Origin of the sequence: Acinetobacter oleivorans DR1, from assembly GCF_000196795.1 — a bacterium.
Lineage (GTDB): Bacteria > Pseudomonadota > Gammaproteobacteria > Pseudomonadales > Moraxellaceae > Acinetobacter > Acinetobacter oleivorans.
Map to the genome: position 1 here is coordinate 3,289,016 of NC_014259.1, position 24,328 is coordinate 3,313,343.

The 24,328-nt window shown below is 39.1% G+C and carries 25 protein-coding genes, 3 tRNA genes, 1 other RNA gene and 1 riboswitch; of the genes, 15 read left to right on the forward strand and 14 right to left on the reverse strand.

What is annotated here, in order from left to right:
• Nucleotides 1–2 precede the first annotated feature (2 nt).
• Entirely contained in the window at nt 3–1,115 is a 1,113-nt protein-coding gene (locus AOLE_RS15420) for a tartrate dehydrogenase (protein WP_013198787.1), read from the reverse strand.
• Between the two features lie 103 nt (nt 1,116–1,218).
• Here AOLE_RS15420 and AOLE_RS15425 point away from each other — a divergent pair, with 103 nt between their 5' ends.
• Nucleotides 1,219–2,199 carry a LysR family transcriptional regulator gene (locus AOLE_RS15425; protein ID WP_013198788.1) on the forward strand — a complete coding sequence of 327 codons (981 nt, stop codon included), beginning with the start codon at nt 1,219–1,221 and terminating at the stop codon, nt 2,197–2,199.
• 53 nt (nt 2,200–2,252) lie between these two features.
• Here AOLE_RS15425 and AOLE_RS15430 read toward each other — a convergent pair whose 3' ends face one another.
• The 5 genes from AOLE_RS15430 to coaD form a co-directional block, all read right to left on the reverse strand.
• The gene (locus AOLE_RS15430) at nt 2,253–3,437 is read right to left on the reverse strand and encodes a porin (protein WP_013198789.1); all 1,185 of its coding nucleotides are present in this window, start codon (nt 3,435–3,437) and stop codon (nt 2,253–2,255) included.
• A 149-nt stretch (nt 3,438–3,586) separates the two neighbouring features.
• Nucleotides 3,587–3,663: transfer RNA gene (locus AOLE_RS15435), tRNA-Met, on the reverse strand.
• A gap of 63 nt (nt 3,664–3,726) precedes the next feature.
• Nucleotides 3,727–4,082: RNase P RNA component class A (gene rnpB, locus AOLE_RS19590), an RNA gene on the reverse strand.
• Between the two features lie 27 nt (nt 4,083–4,109).
• Complete coding sequence (locus AOLE_RS15440) at nt 4,110–4,373, reverse strand: YfhL family 4Fe-4S dicluster ferredoxin (RefSeq protein ID WP_004794186.1); 264 nt, start codon at nt 4,371–4,373, stop codon at nt 4,110–4,112.
• Nucleotide 4,374: 1 nt separating this feature from the next.
• Nucleotides 4,375–4,866, reverse strand: a complete 492-nt coding sequence (gene coaD / locus AOLE_RS15445; RefSeq protein ID WP_023274310.1) for a pantetheine-phosphate adenylyltransferase — start codon at nt 4,864–4,866, stop codon at nt 4,375–4,377.
• A 134-nt stretch (nt 4,867–5,000) separates the two neighbouring features.
• Here coaD and smpB point away from each other — a divergent pair, with 134 nt between their 5' ends.
• Nucleotides 5,001–5,477 carry an SsrA-binding protein SmpB gene (gene smpB / locus AOLE_RS15450; protein WP_004641603.1) on the forward strand — a complete coding sequence of 159 codons (477 nt, stop codon included), beginning with the start codon at nt 5,001–5,003 and terminating at the stop codon, nt 5,475–5,477.
• A 47-nt stretch (nt 5,478–5,524) separates the two neighbouring features.
• On the opposite strand, the gene AOLE_RS15455 is transcribed toward smpB, so the two are convergent.
• From AOLE_RS15455 to rluD, 3 genes are all read right to left on the reverse strand, one after another.
• Entirely contained in the window at nt 5,525–6,076 is a 552-nt protein-coding gene (locus AOLE_RS15455; protein ID WP_005303092.1) for a flavodoxin family protein, read from the reverse strand.
• A 192-nt stretch (nt 6,077–6,268) separates the two neighbouring features.
• Complete coding sequence (gene pgeF, locus AOLE_RS15460) at nt 6,269–7,006, reverse strand: peptidoglycan editing factor PgeF (protein ID WP_013198791.1); 738 nt, start codon at nt 7,004–7,006, stop codon at nt 6,269–6,271.
• A gap of 10 nt (nt 7,007–7,016) precedes the next feature.
• Nucleotides 7,017–8,069 carry a 23S rRNA pseudouridine(1911/1915/1917) synthase RluD gene (gene rluD / locus AOLE_RS15465; RefSeq protein WP_013198792.1) on the reverse strand — a complete coding sequence of 351 codons (1,053 nt, stop codon included), beginning with the start codon at nt 8,067–8,069 and terminating at the stop codon, nt 7,017–7,019.
• 71 nt (nt 8,070–8,140) lie between these two features.
• On the opposite strand from rluD, the gene AOLE_RS15470 reads away from it, so the two are divergent.
• Both AOLE_RS15470 and AOLE_RS15475 read left to right on the forward strand, forming a co-directional pair.
• On the forward strand, nt 8,141–9,304 hold the full coding sequence (locus AOLE_RS15470) for an outer membrane protein assembly factor BamD (protein WP_013198793.1): 1,164 nt from the start codon (nt 8,141–8,143) through the stop codon (nt 9,302–9,304).
• A gap of 157 nt (nt 9,305–9,461) precedes the next feature.
• The gene (locus AOLE_RS15475; RefSeq protein WP_013198794.1) at nt 9,462–11,336 is read left to right on the forward strand and encodes a DNA primase; all 1,875 of its coding nucleotides are present in this window, start codon (nt 9,462–9,464) and stop codon (nt 11,334–11,336) included.
• On the opposite strand, the gene hemA is transcribed toward AOLE_RS15475, so the two are convergent.
• Nucleotides 11,333–12,616: a glutamyl-tRNA reductase gene (gene hemA, locus AOLE_RS15480; RefSeq protein ID WP_004794195.1), complete on the reverse strand. Its 1,284-nt coding sequence runs from the start codon at nt 12,614–12,616 to the stop codon at nt 11,333–11,335. The two genes, AOLE_RS15475 and hemA, sit on opposite strands and share 4 nt — an antisense overlap.
• 88 nt (nt 12,617–12,704) lie before the next feature.
• Here hemA and AOLE_RS15485 point away from each other — a divergent pair, with 88 nt between their 5' ends.
• From AOLE_RS15485 to panD, 9 genes are all read left to right on the forward strand, one after another.
• Entirely contained in the window at nt 12,705–14,414 is a 1,710-nt protein-coding gene (locus tag AOLE_RS15485) for a tetratricopeptide repeat protein (protein ID WP_023274311.1), read from the forward strand.
• 4 nt (nt 14,415–14,418) lie between these two features.
• The gene (lolB, locus tag AOLE_RS15490; protein WP_003653326.1) at nt 14,419–14,997 is read left to right on the forward strand and encodes a lipoprotein insertase outer membrane protein LolB; all 579 of its coding nucleotides are present in this window, start codon (nt 14,419–14,421) and stop codon (nt 14,995–14,997) included.
• Nucleotides 14,998–15,015: 18 nt separating this feature from the next.
• Nucleotides 15,016–15,849, forward strand: a complete 834-nt coding sequence (gene ispE, locus AOLE_RS15495) for a 4-(cytidine 5'-diphospho)-2-C-methyl-D-erythritol kinase (RefSeq protein WP_013198796.1) — start codon at nt 15,016–15,018, stop codon at nt 15,847–15,849.
• Nucleotides 15,848–15,922 (forward strand) — tRNA-Gln (locus tag AOLE_RS15500). Before ispE ends, AOLE_RS15500 begins: the two co-directional genes overlap by 2 nt.
• 91 nt (nt 15,923–16,013) lie before the next feature.
• Nucleotides 16,014–16,088: transfer RNA gene (locus AOLE_RS15505), tRNA-Gln, on the forward strand.
• Nucleotides 16,089–16,124: 36 nt separating this feature from the next.
• Nucleotides 16,125–17,075 (forward strand): ribose-phosphate pyrophosphokinase, encoded by a 951-nt coding sequence (locus AOLE_RS15510; protein ID WP_005303079.1) that lies wholly within the window; start codon nt 16,125–16,127, stop codon nt 17,073–17,075.
• A 96-nt stretch (nt 17,076–17,171) separates the two neighbouring features.
• Nucleotides 17,172–17,468, forward strand: coding sequence for a 50S ribosomal protein L25 (gene rplY / locus AOLE_RS15515; protein WP_004794199.1), 297 nt, complete (start codon nt 17,172–17,174; stop codon nt 17,466–17,468).
• Between the two features lie 20 nt (nt 17,469–17,488).
• On the forward strand, nt 17,489–18,070 hold the full coding sequence (gene pth, locus AOLE_RS15520; protein WP_013198797.1) for an aminoacyl-tRNA hydrolase: 582 nt from the start codon (nt 17,489–17,491) through the stop codon (nt 18,068–18,070).
• A gap of 131 nt (nt 18,071–18,201) precedes the next feature.
• Complete coding sequence (panD, locus tag AOLE_RS15525; protein WP_002120296.1) at nt 18,202–18,582, forward strand: aspartate 1-decarboxylase; 381 nt, start codon at nt 18,202–18,204, stop codon at nt 18,580–18,582.
• A gap of 55 nt (nt 18,583–18,637) precedes the next feature.
• Here panD and AOLE_RS15530 read toward each other — a convergent pair whose 3' ends face one another.
• On the reverse strand, nt 18,638–19,189 hold the full coding sequence (locus tag AOLE_RS15530; protein WP_013198798.1) for a GDYXXLXY domain-containing protein: 552 nt from the start codon (nt 19,187–19,189) through the stop codon (nt 18,638–18,640).
• The gene (locus AOLE_RS15535) at nt 19,186–20,976 is read right to left on the reverse strand and encodes a DUF2157 domain-containing protein (protein ID WP_013198799.1); all 1,791 of its coding nucleotides are present in this window, start codon (nt 20,974–20,976) and stop codon (nt 19,186–19,188) included. The genes AOLE_RS15530 and AOLE_RS15535 overlap by 4 nt, the downstream gene beginning before the upstream one ends.
• A gap of 176 nt (nt 20,977–21,152) precedes the next feature.
• Nucleotides 21,153–21,303: riboswitch (FMN riboswitch) on the forward strand.
• Between the two features lie 90 nt (nt 21,304–21,393).
• On the opposite strand from AOLE_RS15535, the gene ribB reads away from it, so the two are divergent.
• A complete protein-coding gene (gene ribB / locus AOLE_RS15540; protein ID WP_005303071.1) occupies nt 21,394–22,053 on the forward strand; it encodes a 3,4-dihydroxy-2-butanone-4-phosphate synthase in 660 nt (219 codons plus the stop codon).
• 59 nt (nt 22,054–22,112) lie between these two features.
• Here the strand turns inward: ribB and AOLE_RS15545 are convergent, their stop codons facing one another.
• On the reverse strand, nt 22,113–22,787 hold the full coding sequence (locus AOLE_RS15545) for an HAD-IA family hydrolase (protein WP_013198800.1): 675 nt from the start codon (nt 22,785–22,787) through the stop codon (nt 22,113–22,115).
• A 97-nt stretch (nt 22,788–22,884) separates the two neighbouring features.
• On the opposite strand from AOLE_RS15545, the gene AOLE_RS15550 reads away from it, so the two are divergent.
• Nucleotides 22,885–23,652: a hydroxymethylpyrimidine/phosphomethylpyrimidine kinase gene (locus AOLE_RS15550; RefSeq protein ID WP_013198801.1), complete on the forward strand. Its 768-nt coding sequence runs from the start codon at nt 22,885–22,887 to the stop codon at nt 23,650–23,652.
• A gap of 42 nt (nt 23,653–23,694) precedes the next feature.
• Here AOLE_RS15550 and lysM read toward each other — a convergent pair whose 3' ends face one another.
• Nucleotides 23,695–24,168, reverse strand: a complete 474-nt coding sequence (gene lysM / locus AOLE_RS15555; RefSeq protein WP_005303067.1) for a peptidoglycan-binding protein LysM — start codon at nt 24,166–24,168, stop codon at nt 23,695–23,697.
• Nucleotides 24,169–24,328: the final 160 nt, after the last annotated feature.

The following is a 24,328-nucleotide window of genomic DNA, read 5'->3' on the forward strand; positions in this document are numbered from 1 at the left end:
CGTTATTCCATAGCGAACACGTCCATTTTAATTTGGGCTACACACGATGCAATTGCATCTCCTACCTCATAAGTTTTTGCCTGACCACCAATATCGGCTGTTTTTGGCCCATTAATTAAGACATTCTCAATCGCCTGCATAATGTCCTGACCTGCTTGAATGCAGCGTTCATCTTCTTCACCAAAGAATTCGAACATCATGGCACCCGACCAAATCGCAGCGATTGGATTGGCAATTTGTTTACCGTAAATATCTGGTGCTGAACCATGTACAGGTTCAAACAATGATGGAAATTTTCTTTCTGGATTTAAATTTGCCGAAGCAGCCAAACCAATGGTTCCTGTACATGCAGGGCCTAAATCGGAAAGAATGTCGCCAAATAAATTGGATGCCACAACCACATCAAAACGTTCAGGTTGTAAAACAAAACGCGCCGCTAAAATATCAACATGCTGTTTATCAGCCTGAATTTGTGGATACTGTTTTGCCATCGCATCAACGCGCTCATCCCAGTACGGCATGCTGACCGCAATACCATTTGATTTGGTCGCTGCTGTAATTTTTTTCGCTTCACGTTGATTTGCAAACTCAAATGCATAACGCAAAATTCGATCTACACCATGACGTGTAAATACAGCCTCTTGTAAAACAAACTCACGGTCTGTTCCTTCAAAAGCTTTACCACCAATAGCTGAGTATTCCCCTTCACTATTTTCACGAACCACATAAAAATCGATGTCGCCTGGTTTTTTACCTACTAATGGACATTTCACACCTGGCATTAAGCGCACTGGACGTAAATTCACATATTGGTCAAAACCACGACGGAACTGAAGTAGCGAACCCCAAAGTGAAATATGGTCGGGCACTTTATCTGGCCAGCCTACAGCGCCAAAATAAATTGCATCGTAACCTTGCAAGGTTTTAAACCAGTCATCCGGCATCATTTTGCCGTGCTCAAGGTAGTAATCGCAGCTTGCCCAATCGAAAGCATCGAGTTGAAGCTCAATGCCATGCTTTTCTGCTGCTGCCTTTACAACCTTAATGCCTTCTGGTAGAACTTCTAAACCAATGCCATCGCCTGCAATCGTGGCAACTTTATATCTTTTTGCCATAAGCTTCCTTCACACCTTCGACTAATATCCTTGTATGGCTTAAACATGATGTTTTAAGCAAAAATGATCAATAACGGAACTATCACTCCAATGGACACGGATCGTGAACAATCTACCTAACCTATCGGATTTAAAGGTTTTTTGCACAGTCGCCAAACTGAAAAGTTTTGTCGAATCTGCTGAGGAACTTGGGACATCGCCAGCTTTTATTAGCAAGCGAATTAATATTTTAGAAAACACGTTGAGCTGCAAACTTTTTCATCGCAGCACACGTCATGTCAGCCTGACGGAAGATGGCAAACTTATTCTTGAAAGAGTTTCGAATATTCTTGAAGAATTTGATGAAGTCTGTGAACTGGTCAATAACCCGCTCAGTACGCCCACAGGCCGTATGGATATTATTAGTAGCTTTGGTTTTGGCAGAAAGCATATCGCACCAATTCTGTCTAAATTAATGATGCTTTATCCAAAGCTTCAAATTCATTTTGATACCATCGACAATACTAAAGACCTGATTCAACACAGTATTGATTTAGATATTAGAATTGGTAATGAAATTGCGCCAAATATGATTGCAAAGAAGTTAGCATCTAATTTCCGTATTTTGTGTGCAGCACCGAGCTATTTACTTAAACACGGCGTACCAGACAGCATTGAAGACTTGCAAACACATGATTGTTTGACGATTAGTGAGCGTGATCAATCGTCTGTGCTATGGAAATTTCGACATACTTCTGAAGATGTCTCGGTTCATGTCAAACCACGCTTTGTTTCTAATAACGGCGAAATTATTCATCAGCTTGCCATAGAAGGCCACGGTATTATTTTCCGATCAATTTGGGATGTTGCAGACGAATTGATTACAGGCCAACTCCAGCACATTTTGCCTGAATATTGGCAAGATGCAGACATCTGGGCAGTTTATCCATCGCGACTCAAAAGCTCGTCTAAATTACAAACTTGCATTTTGTTCATTCAAAATGAATTACTTAATCGATTGCAGCACGTGCAAAACTTAAGCCGAGGCCAACTCGTTTCACCTGCAGTCAAACGTGAACCTCCGCCTGAAAAAGTCTTTCTATAAAAAAAGCCCTAAGTGAGGCCTATTCACTTAGGGCAATAAATTGCTCTTAAATTTTAGAAATAATATCCAATTGAGAGATAAAACAATTTATCCCAGTCATTACTACTACCTTGTGCCAAACCATTCGCACTACCTCCCACCATTGGGTCATTCTTGCTCATAATATATTCACCCTGAATACCTATGGCTTTGTAATTAAAATAAACCCCAGCAATTAAACGTTCAGAGTCTTTATAGCCATCCTCGTCTTTAAAAAAGCGACTATGGGAGATATAAGGTTTAATGTTTTCAATCTGATGGAATGGCTGAGCAAAGGTATAGTTAATTTCATTGACCAAATACTTACCTTTATTAGCGACTTGATATGGATAATCAAATGCTCCAATCGTTGAACTATTAGGGAATAAATCGTCGCCATTCGTGACATCTTGCTTACCCGCCAAGAACATCCACTGCCATGCTTGATATTGCGTTTGAGCAAAAATGTTCCAAGATTTACGGTGTCCATCTATATTTGTTCTTTTATTTTCTAAGTCAGAATACCAAACTGACCCACCTAGCTCAGTCGAAAAATTTTGAGACTTATCAATCTCAAATTTTCTAGATGCTCGGGCAATCCACATATTTTTTTCTTCAATATTGGTACCTGTACTTAAATCATCAGCTTCAACAAAATTACCACTGTAACGGCTTGAGTCTTTTGAAGTTCCCTTATAATTTCCACCATCAGTTGGATAGAAACCCAAGGTCAAATTATATTTATCATCTGCAAATTTATATTTGATACCCAAATTATCGATATCTTCTAAACCAACTGTATTTAAAAGTGTTTCGTAATAACTACTTCCCCAAAATTCGCCAAAACCAAAATCAACGGGTTGCAAACCTGCCGTGATTCTCTGCTGGTCAGATAACTTATAACCTACCCATGCTTTTTTTAGAAAAATTGCATCGCATAAGCGATCATATTGATAACAACGGGCATCCGCCCCTGCAATCCAATCTGGATTTTCATAACCTAACACTAATTTAATATCAGTTAGCCGCCAGTCATCATTTTGAGAGCCTTCATTTGCATCAACCACATAATCTTTATGCAAATAGCGAGAGCGTACCGCGCCAGAAACTTTAAATTGACCCGAGTCTAAAGTTGGATCTCCCCAACTCAAATCAGCCGCAGAAACTTGAACTCCCGCTGTTAAACTTAAAATCCCTAAAAATAATAATGACCTTTTCATGTCTTCAACATCCTTGTTAAGTGTTATAAGAACATGAAGAAATTGACGTAGACAAACAATGCCACAACTATAAAGTCGGTCTTCACAAACTGTGTTTAATCAAAAAATGAGCATAAAAAAAAGACCACGCAGGAGCGTGGTCTATAAAATGGTGGCTATGACGAGACTTGAACTTGTGACCCCCGCATTATGAGTGCGGTGCTCTAACCAACTGAGCTACATAGCCGAAAACTGTGCGCGCATTATCTTAGTTTCTTTAATGCACGTCAAGAAAAATTTTAAATAAATTAGGTGAAGTGAGCCTATAAGCCGGGTTCTGTCGAGGATGGTCATTCCTCTAGGCGTACAATCACTCATACGCTCAAGCGACCTACCCGAATCCAGTACGGGCCGTACCTCAGGATTCCTATTTGGTCTTGCTTCTGGTGGGGTTTACCATGCCGTGAACTGTTACCAGACACGCGGTGCGCTCTTACCGCACCCTTTCACCCTTACCTCACGAATGAGGCGGTCTACTCTCTGCTGCACTTTCCGTCGGCTTTCACCGCCCAGGCGTTACCTGGCACCCTGCCCTATGAAGCCCGGACTTTCCTCCCCTGCTTCAGTCACGAAGACCTCCACAGCAGCGACCATCCAGCTCACCTCAGGGGCGCATATTAACAAATTTATTTACTAATTGCTCGTGCTTTTTTGAGCAATTAATTTTTTATATTTGTCGAAGAGCTGTTCTTCTGTTTCCTCATGCTGCGGATCTTTAGGAATACAATCTACAGGACAAAACAACTGACATTGCGGTTGGTCATGATGACCAACGCACTCAGTACACAAATCTGGATGAATTTCATAAATCACCTCACCCATAAAAATTGCTTCATTCGGGCAAACTGGTTCACAAACATCACAGTTTATGCATTCATCGGTGATATATAACGACACGTTACCAACCTTGTTGATGTTTACGTTCAAAGGCCTCAACCACAGCTTGCGGAACAAACTTGGTTACATCCCCTTTTAAACGAGCAATTTCCCGAATCAATGTCGAAGAAATAAATGAATACTGCTCAGATGGTGTTAAAAACACCGCTTCAAAATGTGGATCAAGTTGACGGTTCATATTAGCCAATTGAAATTCATATTCAAAATCAGAAACCGCTCTTAAACCACGAAGTACTGCTGTTGCCTTCTGCTCTCTGAAAAAATTAACCAGTAAACCATCAAAGCCGACAAATTCAACATTTGAAAGGTGGCTTAGTGATTTTTGGGCCAGTTCAACTCTTTCTTCTAGACTGAACAAAGGGTTTTTATGATGTCCAATTGCAATTGCTACTACAACCTCATCAAACATTCTTGATGCTCTAGTAACTAAATCAACGTGTCCATTCGTGATGGGGTCAAATGTTCCAGGATAAATTACACGCGTTTTAGACATCCGCTAGTACTCTAATTATATTGTGAACCTATTTTAGCAAAAGTTATACATGAGGCGAAATATTCATGTGCAGGAAAAACTTCACCTTAGCATCAGTTTACGGCACAATAGGCATAATTGTGGAAGTTTGAATTATGGCGAAAGCAACAGTAGTAAAGAAACATAATGGCGGAACAATCGCACAAAATAAGCGTGCCCGTCATGATTATTTTATCGAAGAAAAATTTGAAGCAGGCATGTCACTTCAAGGTTGGGAAGTAAAATCCTTACGTGCTGGGCGTATGACTTTGACGGAAAGTTATGTCATTTTCAAAAATGGCGAAGCATTTTTACTTGGTTCACAAATTCAGCCTTTATTATCGGCTTCGACCCATGTTGTACCTGAGGCAACACGTACCCGTAAACTATTGCTCTCCCGACGTCAGCTTGAACATCTAATGGGTGCAGTTAACCAGAAAGGCTACTCATGTGTTCCTTTAGCGTGTTATTGGAAAGGTCATTTAGTCAAACTGGAGATTGCACTTGTGAAGGGTAAACAGCTTCATGACAAACGTGCAACCGAAAAAGACCGTGACTGGCAACGTGATAAAGCTCGTATATTTCATAAGTAATAAAACAAAAGCCTCTTTTCAGAGGCTTTTTTACGTCGTGAAGTTCATTAGTTTAATCTGTATAAAAGTCCAGCAATATATTCACCAAACCATTTAGCTGTATCTAAATCACCTTGTGGAGGAGTAATTTCAACAGGAGCGTTATCTGACTGTGTCATCAAACCTAAGCAACTCGATAATCGGTTTAAATCTTTTTCACTATGCCCTGTCGTCATTAAAGGTAAACCTGACCAAAGCATTCCATGTTGCATGGCAAAAATATTTAATTGTTGTAATACCGCTAGTTTATCGCCACTCAGTCCGCCCGAATTTGCAAAGCCCGCCGCAAGTTTGCCTTGCCACACACGTTCTTTCCAACGCTTAGAAGTACTGTCCATAAATTTTTTAAAATCGGCAGTCATACTTCCCATATAGGTAGGTGATCCGAAAATAATGCCTTGTGATGCATCAAGCGCATCCCAATCAATATGCTCAATATTCATTAAATGTACTTTCACCCCCATCACCTCTGCACCAGCAGCAATAGCAGAGGCCACTTTGGCGGTATGACCATATGGACTGTGGTAGACAATTGAGAGATGTTTTTCAGGCAAAGACATAAGATTAAAATTTTGAGCGATTTTTTCTATTTTATCATTTTATTAGCTCTTGCTAAACCTACATCTATAAATATGAAATAGAAGCGTTTCAATACAATTCACAATCGTAATATCTTTAAGCTAAATAGACACTCTCTTACTTTATTTAATGACTACAAAATAAGAGAGTGATTTTACGTACTTTTATAAAGCTTAGATAAAAACAAAGGTAGCCATACGCCCAGTCTTCGCATCACGACGATAAGAAAAATATTCATCGCTCTGTTGATATGAACATTGGTCTCCGCCTAAAACCTGCTTCACACCTAGACTCTGCAAAATAAAACGTGCAATTGCATATAAATCTGCATGAAATTTATTTGGAGCAGCCCCCTCAACAAAAGCTGTTTCCAACTCAGGATATTTATCACAAAAAACAGCTTTTACTTCAGCCCCAATTTCAAAACAAGGTTGGCTAATCGCTGCTCCTAACCACGCCCAAGCTGGAGGGTTCTGCATGGCAGCAATTGTGTTTTCAACAATCCCACCAGCTAAACCACGCCAACCCGCATGTAAATTTGCGACTTCGGTACCTTCGGCATTGCCTAACACAATAGGTAAGCAATCAGCGGTCATCATCATTAAAGCATGACCTTTGATTTGAGTGACCAAACCATCACCAATTAAAGCCTTAAAAGGAATTTGTTCATTTACTGTATGGCAAATCGTACTATGAGTTTGAGTCATCCATGTCATTTTTTTAACACCGAACTTAGCAAACTCATCTAGCAATATCATGCGATGTTGCTGAACACGTTTTGCCTCATCATTAACATGTAAAGCCAGATTAAAGCCAGACAATTCATATTGATCCGTTGCTAATGCTAAAGGATGTTGAACACGTGTCTGTCCTACATATACGCCTTGAGGTAAACCTTGAACAAATTCCATATACGCGTCCTTAATATGCAGCGTTTTCTGAACGTAACACATCTACTAAATGCGTAAAATCTTCAGGCCACGGCGCTTCAAATAGCATTTCTTCACCAGTACGAGGGTGTTTTAAGCCCAATTTAGCTGCATGCAATGCTTGGCGCTTAAAACCACGTAAAGTATCAATGAGTAATTCAGATGCCCCTGCTGGTACACGTACACGGTTCATATAAATCTGATCACCGATAAGTCCATAGCCGATATAACTAAAATGGACACGAATCTGATGAGTTCGGCCTGTTTCAAGACGAGCTTGTACACGAGTAAAATCTTTAAAGCGTTCTTTTACATTGTAATGGGTCACAGCATCACGCCCGCCCGGTAAAATCGCCATTTTCACACGGTCAACAGGATGACGTTTGATCGGTTCATCAATAGTACCACCAGCAATAATATTTCCATAAACAACTAGGTCATATACACGGTAAACCGATTTATTTGCCAACTGTTTACTTAAAGAAAATTGTGCTTCAAGGCTCTTGGCAACGACCAACAAACCGCTTGTATCTTTATCAATACGATGCACTAAACCTGCGCGAGAAAGTTCCGACAATTTTGGGAAATGATAAAGCAAGGCATTCACTAAAGTTCCAGAACTATTGCCTGCCCCAGGATGTACTACCATGCCTACTGGTTTATTAATGACTAAAATGTCGTCATCTTCATAAACAATATTAAGTGGAATATTTTCAGGTTGACTTGTGGTCTGTGCTTCGAGCTCAACTTCGAGTGTAAGCAGCTCTGTCCCTTCACAACGGTGCTTCGGCTTGACAATGTTACCATTCACCAACAGATGGCCATCCTTCAACCATTGTTTAAGCTTTTCACGTGAAAACTCATTCCACACCAAGGCCGCAACCTGATCGATACGTTGTCCCAGATAGGTTTCATCTAACTGAACTTGCAACGATAAACGTGTTGCAGTTGAATCAGAAGTATGGTTATCTGCATCCTCAGAATCTTCAAGTAAATTGAAGTCGGTTTCAGATAAGTTTGTGTTTGAAGATTGTGCTGAAGTCATTTGATCATTGAGATAAAAGTGGTTTAATAGCGCAATTGTAGCTCATTGCCCAACATAACAGAGGAGTTTTTATGTCGCTACCACGTTATAAAATTACGATGCTTGCCTTATCTTTAGGTGTAGCGTCTGCATTTGTGGGCTGTAGCAGCAATCCAAGTAAAAAAGAAGTGGTCGATAGTGGCCCACAATCTAGTGAACAAGCTTACTTCGAAAAGGCCCAAAAGTCGCTTGACCGTGGTCAATATCTTGATGCGACCAAGTCTTTAGAGGCAATCGATACTTATTATCCGACTGGACAATACGCACAACAAGCACAACTTGAACTTCTATATTCAAAATTTAAACAAAAAGATTATGAAGGCGCGATTGCCTTAGCAGAACGTTTTATTCGTTTAAATCCTCAACACCCAAATGTAGATTATGCTTACTATGTTCGTGCTGTATCGAATATGGAGCAAAATTACGACAGTTTGATGCGCTATACATCTCTGCAACAATCTCATCGTGATGTGAGTTATTTAAAAGTTGCTTATCAGAACTTTGTTGATTTAATTCGTCGTTTCCCAAGTAGCCAATACTCTGTTGATGCTGCTCAGCGTATGAAGTTCATTGGGCAAGAACTTGCTGAAAATGAAATGACTGCTGCGCGTTTTAACGTTAAACGTAAAGCTTGGATCGCAGCTGCCGAACGTTCGCAATGGGTAATTGAACACTATCCACAAACTCCTCAAGTTCCAGAAGCATTAGCGACTTTGGCATATAGCTATAACCAATTAGGTGATAAAGCGACTTCACAACAATATATTGAAGTTTTAAAGCTTAATTATCCTAACTTGGTGAAAAAAGACGGCACAGTTAACATGCTTGCTGCTCGTAAAGAAGGCAACTGGATTAACCGTGCGACTCTGGGTATTTTCGGTCGTGAATCTACGGCTGCAACTCCAGAAAGCACAGCTGAAGCAGAAGCTCCAAAACGTGGTTTCCTCAATCGCGTAAGCTTTGGTTTAATTGGTAATTCAGATAAAGAAGAAACTGAAGAACCAGAAAAAACTACTGTTGAAGCTCCAAAGTCAGAACGTAGTTGGACAAATCGTTTAAGCTTCGGTTTATTAGATAAACCTGAGCCACAACCAGCAGAAAATACAACTGTTGCTCCAGCTGTTAGCTCTACAGGTGTATCAACTGATACTCAGTCAGATGATGCAACGCAAGGTACTAGCGACGCTGCTCAATAAGTTACAAATTTTAAAAAGCACCAATAAACAGGCAAGTGATACCACTTGCCTGTTTGTTTTTATAAAATATTAAAATATTTATTGTGTAGATCTTGCCTCATCATGTCAGAATATTCTGACTCACTCTCTCATCAGTTTTAATACGGTTATCTGAATTATGGCAATTCCACAACATACGATTGATCAGATTTTAGATCGCACAGATATTGTCGATCTGATTGGTCAACGTGTGAAACTGAAAAAGACGGGACGTACATATTCCGGCTGTTGCCCTTTTCATCAAGAAAAAACGCCATCGTTCCATGTCTATCGCGACAAGCAGTATTATCACTGCTTTGGTTGTCAGGCTAACGGGAACGCGATCCGATTTCTCATGGACATCGATAACCGAAATTTTATAGATGTCATGAAGGAGCTATCGAGTAGCGCTGGAGTCGAACTACCGAAAGATAATACTGAAAATAAAAAGCTGTCTTATACCCGTCAGGTTACGAAACCACCAGTTGCTAAAGCAAATACGGCGGAGCCTGTAACTCCAACTCCACAACAACCAACTGATGAAAGCTATAACACGCTTGAACCTGTATTTTTTGATGATCCATTTGCTCAGTTCGAGCAGCCTTTTAGTTTTGATGAACCAGTTCAAGAAGGTAATTTATATGACTTACTGGAAAATGTTGCTCAGTTCTATGAGCACCAATTACCTAATAGTCAAAAGGCAAAAAACTACTTTAAACAACGTGGCTTAACTAATCAGACTATTCAGTTTTGGCGCTTGGGCTATGCACCAGAAGACTGGCAACACTTAGAAAAAGCTTTTCCTTATGACATTGATGGTTTAAAACAACTTGGACTTATTCGTTCAAGCGATAGTGGCCGTGATTTTGACTTATTACGTGACCGTGTCATTTTCCCGATTCGAGACCCAAAAGGTCGCGTCGTTGGTTTTGGTGGACGTGCCTTAAATGATGAAATCAAACCCAAATATATCAACTCACCTGACTCAGAAGTCTTTCACAAGAATCAGCTACTTTATGGGCTTTATGAAGGCAGAAAACTTAAGTCTAGCGACTGGTTGATGGTTGAAGGCTACATGGATGTCATTGCGCTTCAGCAATATGGCATTACAGGGGCTGTCGCAACTTTAGGGACTGCAAGTAATACAGAACATCTTAATATTTTATTTAAACAAAATAGCCGAATTACCATTGCTTTTGACGGTGATGCTGCGGGTCAAAAAGCAGCACGCAGAACGCTAGAAATTGCTTTACCACTTCTCAATGATGGCCGTGAACTCAAATTTTTCGTTCTACCAAATGACCACGATCCGGACTCTCTTATTCGTCGTGAAGGGCTTGAAAATTTCCAGAAACTATTACAACAGGCCCCTCTTTTGTCTGATTTTGTGTTTGCCCATTTAACAGGTCAACACGACATTAGCACTCCTGAAGGCAAAAGCTTGGTCATGGGTGAACTCAGGGAACTAACTGAACTATTACCCAAACAGGGTTCTTTCCGTTATTTACTTAATCAATCTTTCCGTGAAAAACTCGGACTAGGTAAACGTTTTACCCCACAAGTTAGTCACGATGCATCGTTATCATTTAATATTCAAACGAAAGATGAAGACTTTGCTGTCGCAATTTTGATGCACCATCCATTCCTTTATATTCATTTTGAAGGATTACGTGCCTATATTCCCCAAGATGAGTTATTGGCTAAAATATTAGCAACTTTAAACCGTATATTTGATGAGTTGCCTGATGACCAAGAGCTAGCGACTTATTATGTTTTGGGTGCATGCAGCAGTTATTGCCATGAAATTGCAGATATTATGCAAAGGACCAATATCCAAGCATTAACTCAAGCACCTGAAGTGGCTGACAAGTTAGCTCAAGAATATGCGTTAGGCTTAAAAGAAAGATATTTACGTCAAAAGCTTAAGTCACCGATTTCTCTGATTGAATCAAGAAATCTAAGGCAACAACTCAATGAACTAACAAAACAAATTAGCTTAAGACTGTTGTCTTAATGTTTTGGCTTACGCTCATGATCAAAGACGTCCTGTAAATGCTGTTGTAGCCATTCTAAATAATCAGGATTTTCTGCCTTGGCAGCTTCGCGTAGCAAAATAGATGTCGGATGCATAAGCTTTTGCGTCAAGCGATGCGCGAATTGCTGTAATACTTGTTCAGCATTTTCACCATGATGCAAAGCCTCTAATGCGTGCGTAAGCTCTTGTTGACTAATTTCTTCACTATGTTGGCGGTAAGCATGAATTGTGCTGCCAGCCTCTTTAACTTTTTGATGCGTAATAAGCTGGGTAGCTAACTGATTAACCATGACTTCTGCTTCAACAGCGGCCTGACGTCGTTGAGCAAGGTTTTCATCAATCACGCTTTGTAAATCATCAACACCATACAAATAGACCCCATCAAGCGCTTCAACTTTGGGATCTATATCACGAGGTACGGCTAAATCAACCATTAACATTTGTTGATAGCGACGTTTCTTTAATGCAGCCTTAACATCTGGATAAGCAATAACTTGATATAAGCTACCAGTACAACTCGATACAACATCAGCACGATATAAGTTTTCAGCTAATGCTGAAAAATCAATAATTTCAACTTCAACTTGATGTGAAATTTCTTGAGCCAATTGGTCAGCACGCTCACGGCTACGGTTACAAATAATAATTTTGGCAACACCCATTTCAGCCAGATGTTTAGCAACCAGACTATTCATTTCACCTGCTGCAACGACCATTACAGTAAGTTTTTCGGGCTTACTAAAGACCTGTAAAGCTAATTGAGCTACTGCATACCCCATCGAAACGGCATGACTACCCACTGCCGTTTCGGAACGTACGCGTTTAGCAGCATAAAAAGCATATTCAAAAACACTGTTTAATTCAGGAGAAACCGTTTGAGCTTCTTTAGACAATGCTAAAGCACTTTTAACCTGCCCTAAAATTTGCGGCTCACCCAGCATGAGAGAATCAAGACCACTCGCTACTCGCATTAAATGTGTAATTGCCTGCGTGTTCTCGTAACGATAAACATGATGAATTAAGTGCTGTACATCAATATTATTGGCATCGGCTAACCATTTCAGAAGGCTTTCGGCATTTTCTGCCATGGCATACACTTCTGTGCGGTTACACGTCGAAACCACCACCAAATCCTTTAAGTTCTGGTGATGATTTTGTTCGGCAAGCAAACGACTTAATCGCTCTGCATTGAAAGCAATTTTTTCGCGGAGTTCGACAGAAGCTGTTTGATGGTTGACACCCAATGCAAAGAAAGACATATCAGATCATCATTTCGCTAAATTTATGCTATTGTGCAACATCGGTGTCATAAAAAGCATTACTTTGGATCAATAAAAATTGCGTCAAATGAATAGCCGTATTAATTTTAACGGTGCTTCGATAAGACAGTATTCTACCACATTCTTATTGTTAGGTAGCATGTCCTCGCATGTCTATGCACGTCCTGTGCAAGAGACCTATACCGTGCATTCATTTGATCAGGCCTTAGAACAAACTATGGTCGCTGAATTTGCTCTGGCTTATGATGATATTCCTAACGCTTTGCACAATTACACAGTGCTCGCAATTAAAAGCAACTCTACCTCAATTAAACAACGAGCTTTAGACGTTGCTCTTGAATATAATGACTTACAAGCCGCTTTAAATATTGCTACACATTGGGTAGCTCAAGAGCCAAAAGATGTGCCGGCTTTATTCTATTTGTCACATATTGCTTTAAAAACACATGAATACCAGCTTGCCGCTGAAACATTAGATAAAATTTTAAAAATAGATCCGACTGCTGATTTAGAACAAATTTTAGCAAGTATTGCTCCAGAAAATGCTCAAGATCGAGATGTACTATTAACAGCTTTACGCTCTAGTGCTGAAAAAGATAACCCTTCTATTTTAGCACTCATCGCCAACTTAGAAGCCCAAAATGGCCAATTAGAATCTGCTCTAACCAACATCAACAAGGCATTACGCCGACGTCCTAAAGTGACGAGCTTTATTTTAATGAAAGCTAACTTACTCATCGCTCTTAGCGATCAAGAAGGTGCGCTTAAATGGTATGCAAAGTCCAGCCGTAAATATAAGAAAAATTTAGATATTCGTTTAGCTGAAATCCGCTATCTCATTCAAATTAACCAATCTCAGCTCGCGTTAGAAAAGCTCGAAAACGTTATAGAAGCTAATCCTAAAGCTGAAGAAGCATTGTTTATTGCAGGCTTAACCAGTATCGATTTAAAGCAATATGACAAAGCAGAACAATATCTTGTTGATCTACGAAACTCTGCAAAATATCAAAATGAAGCTTATTACTATTTAGCCATTAATGCAGAACGCAAACAACATTATGAAACCGCAAAAGCCTACTATCGTTTAGTTGATGGCAGCTTATACGTCGTTTCCAGACGCAATCTGATTGCAATATACGATAAACAAGAAAATTTACATGATGCTTTACGGTTCCTCACGCAAGAACGCGTAAATTATCCCCAACATGCGAGTTTCTTATATCAAGCTCAAGCTGAAATCTTAAAGAAAATGGGCAATAAAAAAGCTGCATTAAACTTATTAGATGAAGCGATAAAGAATTTACCCGATGATCCGGAACTCATTTACGCAGAAGTTTTATTACTTGATCCGTATACTGACAGAGATAAACTCGACAAAACATTAAAACAATTATTACAACTTGAGCCTAACAGTCCAACGTACCTCAATGCATATGCTTATACATTAGCCCTGCAAAACCGTCGGCTAAAAGAAGCACGTCAATATGCAGAGCAAGCTTTAGAATATGCACCGGAACAAGCCTCAATTCTTGATACGCTGGGCTATATTGCATTTTTACAGAATGATTATGAAGCCGCGGCAGAGGCTTTAGGCAAAGCTTATGAACTTAGTCACAATATAAATATTGGCGTTCGCTATGCTAAAGCATTGTATATGCAAGGATCATTAACTCAATTTAGCGCTGTGTTACAACAACTGAAACAAAAACATGCCAATGATCCACAATTACAACAGCTTGATGCGTTAATTTTACCTACATCTGCAAAAAAGAGTTAAATATATGAGCAAATTTGCCCAACTGTGCACAGCGATCTGTGGATCAAGTGTATTATTTCTAACCGGTTGTCAGCATTTTACTCAACCAAAACCTGCGGTTACCCAGCAAGTTCAAGATGAAAAACACTTTAATTTACAAGGTAAAATCGGGGTTCGTACACCACAGCAAACTGGTAGTGCTTTTTTCACATGGGTTCAACAACAAGATAATTTTGATATTGAATTAAGCGGTATTTTAGGTGTAGGAAAAACCCAAATTCAGGGTAAACCCGGTGAAGTGAAGTTAAATAGTGCGAAAACTGGATTAATTACTGCTGCCTCTCCAGAAGAGCTTTTAGAGCGTGCAACTGGTTGGCAAGCACCAATTACTCATTTAACGAGTTGGATTTTGGCTAAACCTGCAACTTTAAGTGCTCAGATCAGTAAAGATAATGAAAATCGCGTAAACCAACTCATTGAAGATGGCTGGACTGTTAATTTTAGCTATGATGGAGAACAAACTTTGCCAAACAAACTGGTTTTAAAGCAAGCTCTTGCTGAAGATAAAGAAAACCGTATTACAATGGTCATCCAAAACCGCTAAGTCTAATTATATAAATCTATGATTCGAGTTCCTTCTCCAGCTAAGCTCAACCTGTTTTTGCATATTACAGGCCGACGCGAAAATGGTTATCATGAGTTACAAACTATTTTCCAACTTATTGATTTATATGACTGGATGATATTTACGCCGACTTTGGATGAACAAATCGAAATTGATGGATTGAGTGAAGTCAGACCTGAAGAAAACCTGATTTATCGGGCTGCTCAAATACTAAGACCGCATGCAAAAAAATTCTGCGGTTTACACATCAAAATTGAAAAAAATATTCCAATGGGTGCAGGTCTGGGCGGAGGTTCATCCAATGCTGCCACAACCCTGATTGTGTTAAATCAATTATGGGAATGTGGACTAAATCAAGAACAACTTGCGGACTATGGCGTTAAGCTTGGTGCAGATGTTCCTATTTTTATTTATGGTAAAAATGCATGGGCTGAAGGTATTGGTGAACATTTATCATTCATAGACTTAGATCAAAAACAGTTCATTATTTTAAAACCTGATTGTTTTATCAGCACTCAATTGCTTTTTTCACAAAAAACATTGACAAGAGACTCTAAGACCACTAAATTTTGCGCCTATCAGTTAGAACCTTCTAATTTTGGAAATAACTTTGAGCCATTAGCTCGGCAGTTATACCCTGAAGTAGAAGAAGCGATGCGATATTTAGACCAGTTTGGTCAAGCAAAGCTTACAGGTACAGGTGCTTGTGTTTTTATTGAAGTAACGAATGAAATGAATATTGATGAAATTCTTAAGCATTCACCTTGTAAATCTTACTTGGTAAATAGTTTAAAAGAATCTCCTCTTAATCATTTTAAGGTTACACGTTAGGGGCGTCGCCAAGTGGTAAGGCACCGGGTTTTGATCTCGGCATCCGTTGGTTCGAATCCAGCCGCCCCTGCCATTCTCTTATTTTAAAGACAGACTTAATTGCTATGCTTTTTGTTGATTAATCTTGACATTGCATTGCAAAAATATTAAAGTTCTGCCGCATTAGGGGCGTCGCCAAGTGGTAAGGCACCGGGTTTTGATCTCGGCATCCGTTGGTTCGAATCCAGCCGCCCCTGCCATCTATTTAATTACATACCAACCGCCAAGGGTGCTTCATGCCCAATCTTGTCGTTTTTAGTGGAAATGCTCATCCACAGTTCGCTCAAAAAGTCGTAAGTCACTTACATATCCCTCTAGGTGCTGCATCAGTCGGTCACTTTTCTGATGGAGAAATTTCAGTAGAAATTACTGAAAATGTTCGTGGTAAAGACGTATTTATCGTTCAGCCTACTTGTGCCCCTACCAATGATAACCTTATGGAAATCTTGGTTATGGCAGACGCTTTGCGTCGTGCAAGTGCTGGTCGTATTACCGCTGTTATCCCTTATTTTGGTTATGCTCGCCAAGACCGTCGTCCACGTTCTGCACGTGTACCGATTACAGCTAAAGTTGTTGCAGACATGCTTACCACTGTTGGTATTGATCGTGTCGTAATGATTGACTTACATGCTGACCAAATTCAGGGTTTCTTCGATATTCCAGTCGACAACATCTACGGTACTCCTGCTTTGCTTGCTGACTTACGTCAACAACAGCATGACAACCTTATGGTGGTTTCTCCTGACGTTGGTGGTGTAGTACGTGCTCGTGCCGTTGCCAAACAGATGGGTGACATCGATTTAGCAATTATTGACAAACGTCGTCAAAAAGCCAATGAGTCGCAAGTTATGCACTTAATTGGTGACGTAAAAGATCGTGATTGCGTTATCGTAGATGACATGGTGGATACTGCCGGTACATTGTGCAAAGCAGCTGATGCGCTTAAGCAATTTGGTGCACGTCGTGTAGTTGCATACGCAACTCACCCTGTACTTTCTGGCAAGGCTATTGAAAACTTACGTAATTCAGTTATTGATGAATTGGTTGTCACTGACACCATTCCTCTTTCTGATGAAGCATTAACCTTGGGCAAAATCCGTCAGGTTTCTGTTGCTAGCATGGTTGCTGAAACGATTCGTCGTATTAATAACGAAGAATCTATCAGTGCGATGTTCGATAGTTTATAATACCGCAGCTTTTATGAACCCTGGCCTTGGCTGGGGTTTTCTATCACTAAACTGGTCGCAAGTTTAGTATATTTAAACTTTAATGAGGATTTACTCATGGCAAACTTCGTATTAAACGCTCAAGCGCGTGCTGAAGACAAACAAGGGAAAGGTGCGAGCCGCCGCCTTCGTCACGAAGCATTAATTCCAGCTATCATTTATGGTGGCAATGCTGAGCCTGTAGCTATTACTTTAGAACTTCGCGAGCTTGTAAAAGCTTTAGAAAACAATGCTTTCTTTGAAGAAGTTGTAGAAATCAAAGTGGGCGACAAAGTTGAAAACGTTAAAATCCAAGCGTTACAACGTCACCCATCTAAAAACACTCCTATGCACGCTGACTTCAAACGCGCATAAGTGTTGAAAGGCGTAGATTAGTGTCAAATATTTCGCTAATTGTTGGTTTGGGCAATCCTGGTTCAGAATATGCCCAAACCCGCCATAATGCAGGCTTTTGGTTCATTGAACAGCTTGCTAATAAATATGGCATTACATTAAAAAATGATCCGAAATTTCACGGAATCAGTGGACGTGGTAATATAGAAGGACACGATGTCCGTCTACTTCTACCCACTACATTTATGAACCGTTCTGGACAAAGTGTAGTTCCATTTGCAAAATTTTATCAAATTGCTCCCGAAGCAATTTTGATTGCTCATGATGAACTTGATATGAACCCTGGTGTAATTCGTCTTAAAACAGGCGGTGGACATGGTGGTCATAACGGTTTACGTGACATTGTCCCTCATATTGGTTCAAATTTTCATCGTTTACGTATTGGTATCGGACATCCTGGCTCAAAAGAAAGAGTTTCAGGTCACGTACTTGGAAAAGCACCAAGTAGTGAACAAAGTCTGATGGATGCAGCAATTGATCATGCTCTTTCTAAAGTGAAACTACTTGTTCAAGGACAAGTTCCACAGGCCATGAATCAAATTAATGCTTATAAACCCAATTAAATTGTTGAACAATCATGCTTGCTATCTTGCTTTTTTAGGAGCAAAATGCGCATCAGCCACTTTGCCAACCGCAAAAGCTAAAGATTTCACCATAAGATCTACATCTTAGGTCTACTCAGGAGACGCTAGCCATGCTATCTCGTTTATTAAAATGCAAAATTCACCGTGCAGTTGTAACCCATGCTGAACTTCACTATGAAGGTTCTTGTGCAATTGATGGCGTATTGATGGACTTAGCTGGTATTCGTGAATATGAAGAAATTCATGTTTGGAATGTAACCAATGGCAAACGCTTCACGACTTATGCGATTCGTGGTGAAGATAACTCTGGAATTATTTCAGTAAACGGCGGTGCTGCACATCAAGCAGACGTTGGTGATCTAGTCATTATTGCTACATTTGGCGATTTTACTGAAGCTGAAGCAAATATTCATAAACCACGTTTGGTCTATGCAAACCCAAATAATACAGTCAACCACACAGCGAATTGTATTCCTGTTCAAGTTGCCTAATTTATTCTAAGAATAAAAAAGCCCGCATTGACGGGCTTTTATAATTTTATATACCCTAAATAGTTCCTTTCAACCAGTTCTTGTGCTGTTTGCAATTTAATGCTTGAAGCTCCCCTCCTCGCAAATCAAACAGAATCGCCTCTCCTTTTGTATTTACCTTAAATTCAGCATACTTTGCTTTCTGATAGCATTGAGCTAGACTTTCGGCAAACAAGAAACTTCGTGAAGCGGGATATAAAGCCTGTAAACGATTTTCAGGATTTTTTAAAATTAAACTTTGCCCAGCAAATGAATTGTTACTATCTAAAATTGTATGAACTACTCGATTTTGTGAATCTAAAATAACTTTTGCTTGAACAGAAGAATGATTAAAAATTACCTGATCTAGAGCCTCACTTTCACTTCCTGCAAGAGCTTTAAGAGATTGTAAATTTAACTCATAAGCCAGTGCCATATAGTCACCTTGTAAAATTGAACGAGGATCGACTGGTCTAAGTTCAATAAAAATACTTTTACTATGATGCAGATGCCATTCGTTTTTTGCCACTAATCCTACAAAGATTAATAGGGTGACTAATACAAGAATAAGAGAAAAATACTTTTTCATTTTTTCTCTCCTTCAACTTCAACGAGATCATCTTTATTTTCATGATGAAGTAACCATGACAGAGCAAAGAGAACAACACCAGAAATAAAAATTGAGGCACTCTTGGCTAGAAAAGTTATTTGTAAGTTGTAGTAGAGCTGCCAGAACACTAAAACTAATACAGCCAAGCTAACTCCATAAACAATATAATCTTTCTTTTTTAATGCCCACGTTAAAATAATGAACAGGATAAAAATTTCAAAATAGCCAAGTGTAATAAGCAATATGCTAAAAATTAAAAAGGCAAAAAAAGTGACTCCATGAAGTTGTCTATATAAATGAAAAATACTAAAACATAGCAACCATATGCTAGGTAGCAAATATAAAACCCATAGCTGCTGATGTATCGGACTCTCTGGAATTAAACCCATAAAAGCATCAAAAAAAGAAACTACTAAAATTACGACAAGCACACATAAAAAAATACTACGCTCATATAGCGCTATTGATTTGCACTTAGGCAACAGCACCAAACTAAAAACCAAGTAACTGAGCAAAGTTAAATTTAAATAAGTCTGAGTAGAATGTATTGACCACAATGAATGGTCTAGTTGTAGCAAATAGACAAATGCGATGCCATATGTAGCAAGCATTTGAATTAAAATGAAGAACCAATGCGGTTTAAGGAAATAACTGATATATATAATAAAAATCTGCGCAATTAAAACCCATAGAATTTGATCTGTTTCTGAACCAAGATGAAATAAGAAAGCAGTCTGTCCACTGATAAATAAACAATAAGCAAATTGTCGAAAGAAATAGCTTTGTGATTTCTTTAAAAGAATAAAAGCTAATCCAACAAAAATAATTCCAATGACTAAAGAAATAGCCTCCCAAAACACCAGCGTAAAAGCTGCAAGTGCTAGACCTGCAAGCCAAGCACCAATTGCCAATGGAATGACATAAAAGCGGCTTTGACGAAAAATTTTTATTAAAAGATAACTAATCAGTGCAAACCAAATAAAAATAATGCCCGCAATCAATAAAAAGATGAACTCATTAGAATCTTTAAATAAGTTATTAATCCCATCTACGAGCCATATTGTTGCTGTCACACCAAGAACAGCAGCCATTAAACTGGCACACAACTGATCATTTTTTTTGAAGAAATAATAAAAAACGATTAGTCCTGAAAAGAAAGCCGAGATCAGATAAGGAATATTTTCATTCGATAAATATTGGATCATTCCAATGATTGAAATAACGGCAAACCAAGCGATAAAAACAAATCTTAAAGCACGATACTTCTTTATACACACCCCAAACTCGACAAGGCTTAATAAATTTAGAGCGAACAGATATAAATATGGAAACTTTTCTGGCCAAAAAGTCTGTTTAAAAAATAAAAAAAGTGTGAGCTGGCTGGTTATACAAATTAGACCAAAAATTCCAATATTCGGTCGATATAGCCACGGTAGTAAAAGCAATGTCCAAATTAAAAAAAGCAAATAACTGTCTGCACCAGTTTGATAAACCTGTCCGATAACGGCCAAGCTTAAGCCTATCATCAAGCCACAAATACTGTGTAAGGTCTGCCTAACACCTTCAGTTAAGGTATCTTTTACACTGAACCATGCTGTCACAAGTAATATAAGGGGCGGGATAGCGAGTTGAATGCTATCTGGAAGCATCAACCAGTTAGCAGCAATTAAATAAAGAATACTTACCGCCATAAACACATAACTGAAAATATGGAGATGCTGAATAAATGAGCTATTGCTTAAAGGATAATAGTCTCTTATCTGCATGAAACACCTATTTTATTTATAATTTTCTATAAAAAACATAGCATTCCATTTCCATATCAACAAGTAAGCTCTTGTTAAAAAGCCTAATTCTGTTTATGAAAATACTTATTCATAATGAGACTTAGTATTCTACAAAAGCATCTAGCCAATTTTGCCAAGCGCGCTATAATAAAACCCATCGCTTCAGGGCGGGGTGTAATTCCCCACCGGTGGTAAAGTTAATTTTTATAAATAAATTAACAAGCCCACGAGCTTAAATTGTGTAATTTGAGCAGATTTGGTGAAACTCCAAAGCCGACGGTATAGTCCGGATGAAAGAAGACGACGAACTGGGATAAATCCGTTTTATTTCAGTGCCAGCCTGTTTTTACATCAGTCCTGAAATGTTCAACCGTATTTTTACGAGAGCGTTTCATTATGTCTAGCTTAATTCAACCAGAACTTTTTTTCTCAGCCCTCTCTCCTGCTGAGCAGCGCATTCAACAAGCATTAGAAGATATCCGTAAAGGCAAACCAGTCTTGGTTATGGATGACTTTGACCGTGAAAATGAAGCTGATCTCATTGTTGCAGCCGAAACGTTAACAGTAGAAACAATGGCACGCATGATTCGTGATGGCTCGGGTATCGTATGTTTATGCCTTACAGAAGAGCTAGCAGATCATCTAGAACTACCACCAATGGTTTCTCAAAACTCGAGCCAGTTTCATACCGCTTTCACAGTAACCATTGAAGCTGCTCAAGGTGTTACTACAGGTGTTTCTGCTAAAGACCGTGTTACTACCATTCAAACTGCAATTAAAGATGGTGCTGTCCCAAGCGATCTTAATCGTCCGGGTCACGTTTTTCCATTACGTGCACGTAATGGTGGAGTGCTTACTCGACGTGGTCATACTGAAGGAACAATTGATCTCGCACGACTAGCCGGTTTAAAACCTGCTGGTGTGTTATGTGAATTGACTAACCCAGATGGCACTATGGCATCAGGCATTCAAGTTTTGGCTTATGCGCAAACTCATCATTTAACTGTGATTACGATTGAAGAACTTGTTCAATACCGTCAACAACACGGTGTTTAAATGAAAAAAGGTTTGGCTTTATATCAAGGCCAAACCTTTAAATTAAATCTTACTTATATTTAAGAAACTTTCTTTTGTGCTGCCACTTCTTCAACATAGTCCAAGAGTTCAGAGAATTGATTAATCATTGCTTTTGGCTGTGCTTGAGCAAGTTCCTCTGCTGTTCCATAACCATAAGTCACAGCGACTGCCTCAATACCATTATGCCGTGCACCTAAAACATCATATTGACGATCACCTACCATTAAGCATTCTTCTGGGTTTAGTTGCTCATGCTCAAGAATATAATGAATGAGTTCAGCTTTATTGGTGCGCTCACCTGTCAATTCACTGCCATAAATATCTACAAAATATTGGCTTAACTCAAAATGATCCAAGATACGTTTTGCATAAATCGTTGGTTTAGCAGTGGCAACAAATAAACGATACCCTTCCTCTTTTAACGCTTTAAGTGTCTGTACAACAGAAGGATATACTTCATTTTCAAATAAACCAATCACCGAGAAACGCTCACGATAAGCAAGTAGAGCTTGTTCAGCTAACGCATCATCTTGAGTAGCCAACAATTTTGCGAGTGAAGGTTTTAAGGGTGGGCCAATGGTCCAGTCAATATTTAAATCGGCAGCTAATGGATAGCCTAGTTTTTCCATTGCATAACGAATTGAAGTATGGATACCAACCTTTGGGTCTGTTAGGGTTCCATCTAAATCAATCAAAATATGTTTTATAGCCATTCAATCACTAACCCAGTAAAGTATTTAATTCAATTGGTCGAGAGTTTAATCAAACTCTCTTATACTAACGTAAATTTAAATTGAAAAGGAAATAACCGTGCGTCCAACCGTACTTTGTTTCTCGGGTTTAGACCCTTCAGGTGGTGCAGGTTTACAAGCTGATATTGAAGCAATTGGACAAAGTGGTGCTCATGCAGCAATTGCATGTACAGCGCTTACCATTCAGAACTCACAACAAGTATTTGGCTTCGAAGCAACCTCAAAAGAACTCTTATTAGCTCAAGCCAATGCCGTTGTTGGTGATTTACCAATTAAATGCGTTAAGTCAGGCATGCTTGGCACTACAGATAATATTGCTGCTCTAGCTGAATTTCTTCGCGCACACCCTGACTATCAATATGTACTTGATCCTGTTTTAGTGGCAAACAGCGGTGGTTCTTTAGGTGATCAAGCGACTCTTGTTAAAGCATTTGTTGAGCTTATTCCCCTAGCCACCATTATTACTCCCAACACGGTCGAATTACGTGCATTAACAGGTACTGATGACTTAGACCAAGCAACCAAAAAACTTTTTAAAATGGGTGCTAAAGCTGTATTAATTAAAGGTGGGCACGAAGATACACCAGATCATATTAAAAATAGTTTATATATTAATGGTGAACTTGCAGCGAGTAGTAGCTGCCCCCGTCTTGAAGGCGAATATCATGGATCAGGTTGCTCTTTAGCTAGTTTTATTGCGGGTCGTTTAGCTTTAGGTGATTCTTTAAAAATTGCAGTTCAGCATGCTGAAACATGGTTATTCGGTGTTTTAAAGAATGCTGACACTCCAGTGCCAAATGGGCAAAAAATACCAAAAAGATTTTAAAAAGAAAAAAGGCGCCAAAAGCGCCTTTTTTATTACCCTCAATTATTGAGGAATACGTAAAACCTGTCCAGGGAAGATCTCATCTGGATCTTTTAACATTGGTTTATTTGCTTCAAAGATTTTTGGATACTGATTTGCATCACCGTAAAATTCTTTCGCAATTTTTGAAAGATTGTCACCAGATTTCACTGTATAGAACTTACTTTCTGGTTCAGGAGTTGCAACAGTCATTTGGTCATCTACTTGTGCCACATGATCAATGTTTCCAACAATAAGAATAATTTTTTCTTTATCTGCTTGGCTTTTTACCTGCCCTTTAATAATTGCAGTATCTGTAGCACCATTATAGGTTACAGATAAGCCCTCTACCCCTAAGCCTAAACTTTTAATTAAACCTAATAATTTATTTGCAACTTCTTGTGCAGAAGGTTCTGCTGGTGTTGCCGGAGCTGGTTGTGGTTCTGCAGGAGCGGTATTTTTCTTACCAATACCTTTTACAAAATCAAAAAGACCCATCTTTTAGTCCTCATATTATTGTTTATAGTAAAGTCATTAAACTGACCTTTATTGTTATACTTCAAAAAAGTTATGCCTCTGCTATCAATTGAGGTTGATCTTGTAAAAATATGTATCCCTTAAATTTTTTCACAAATAAAAAAAGCCACCTTACGGTGGC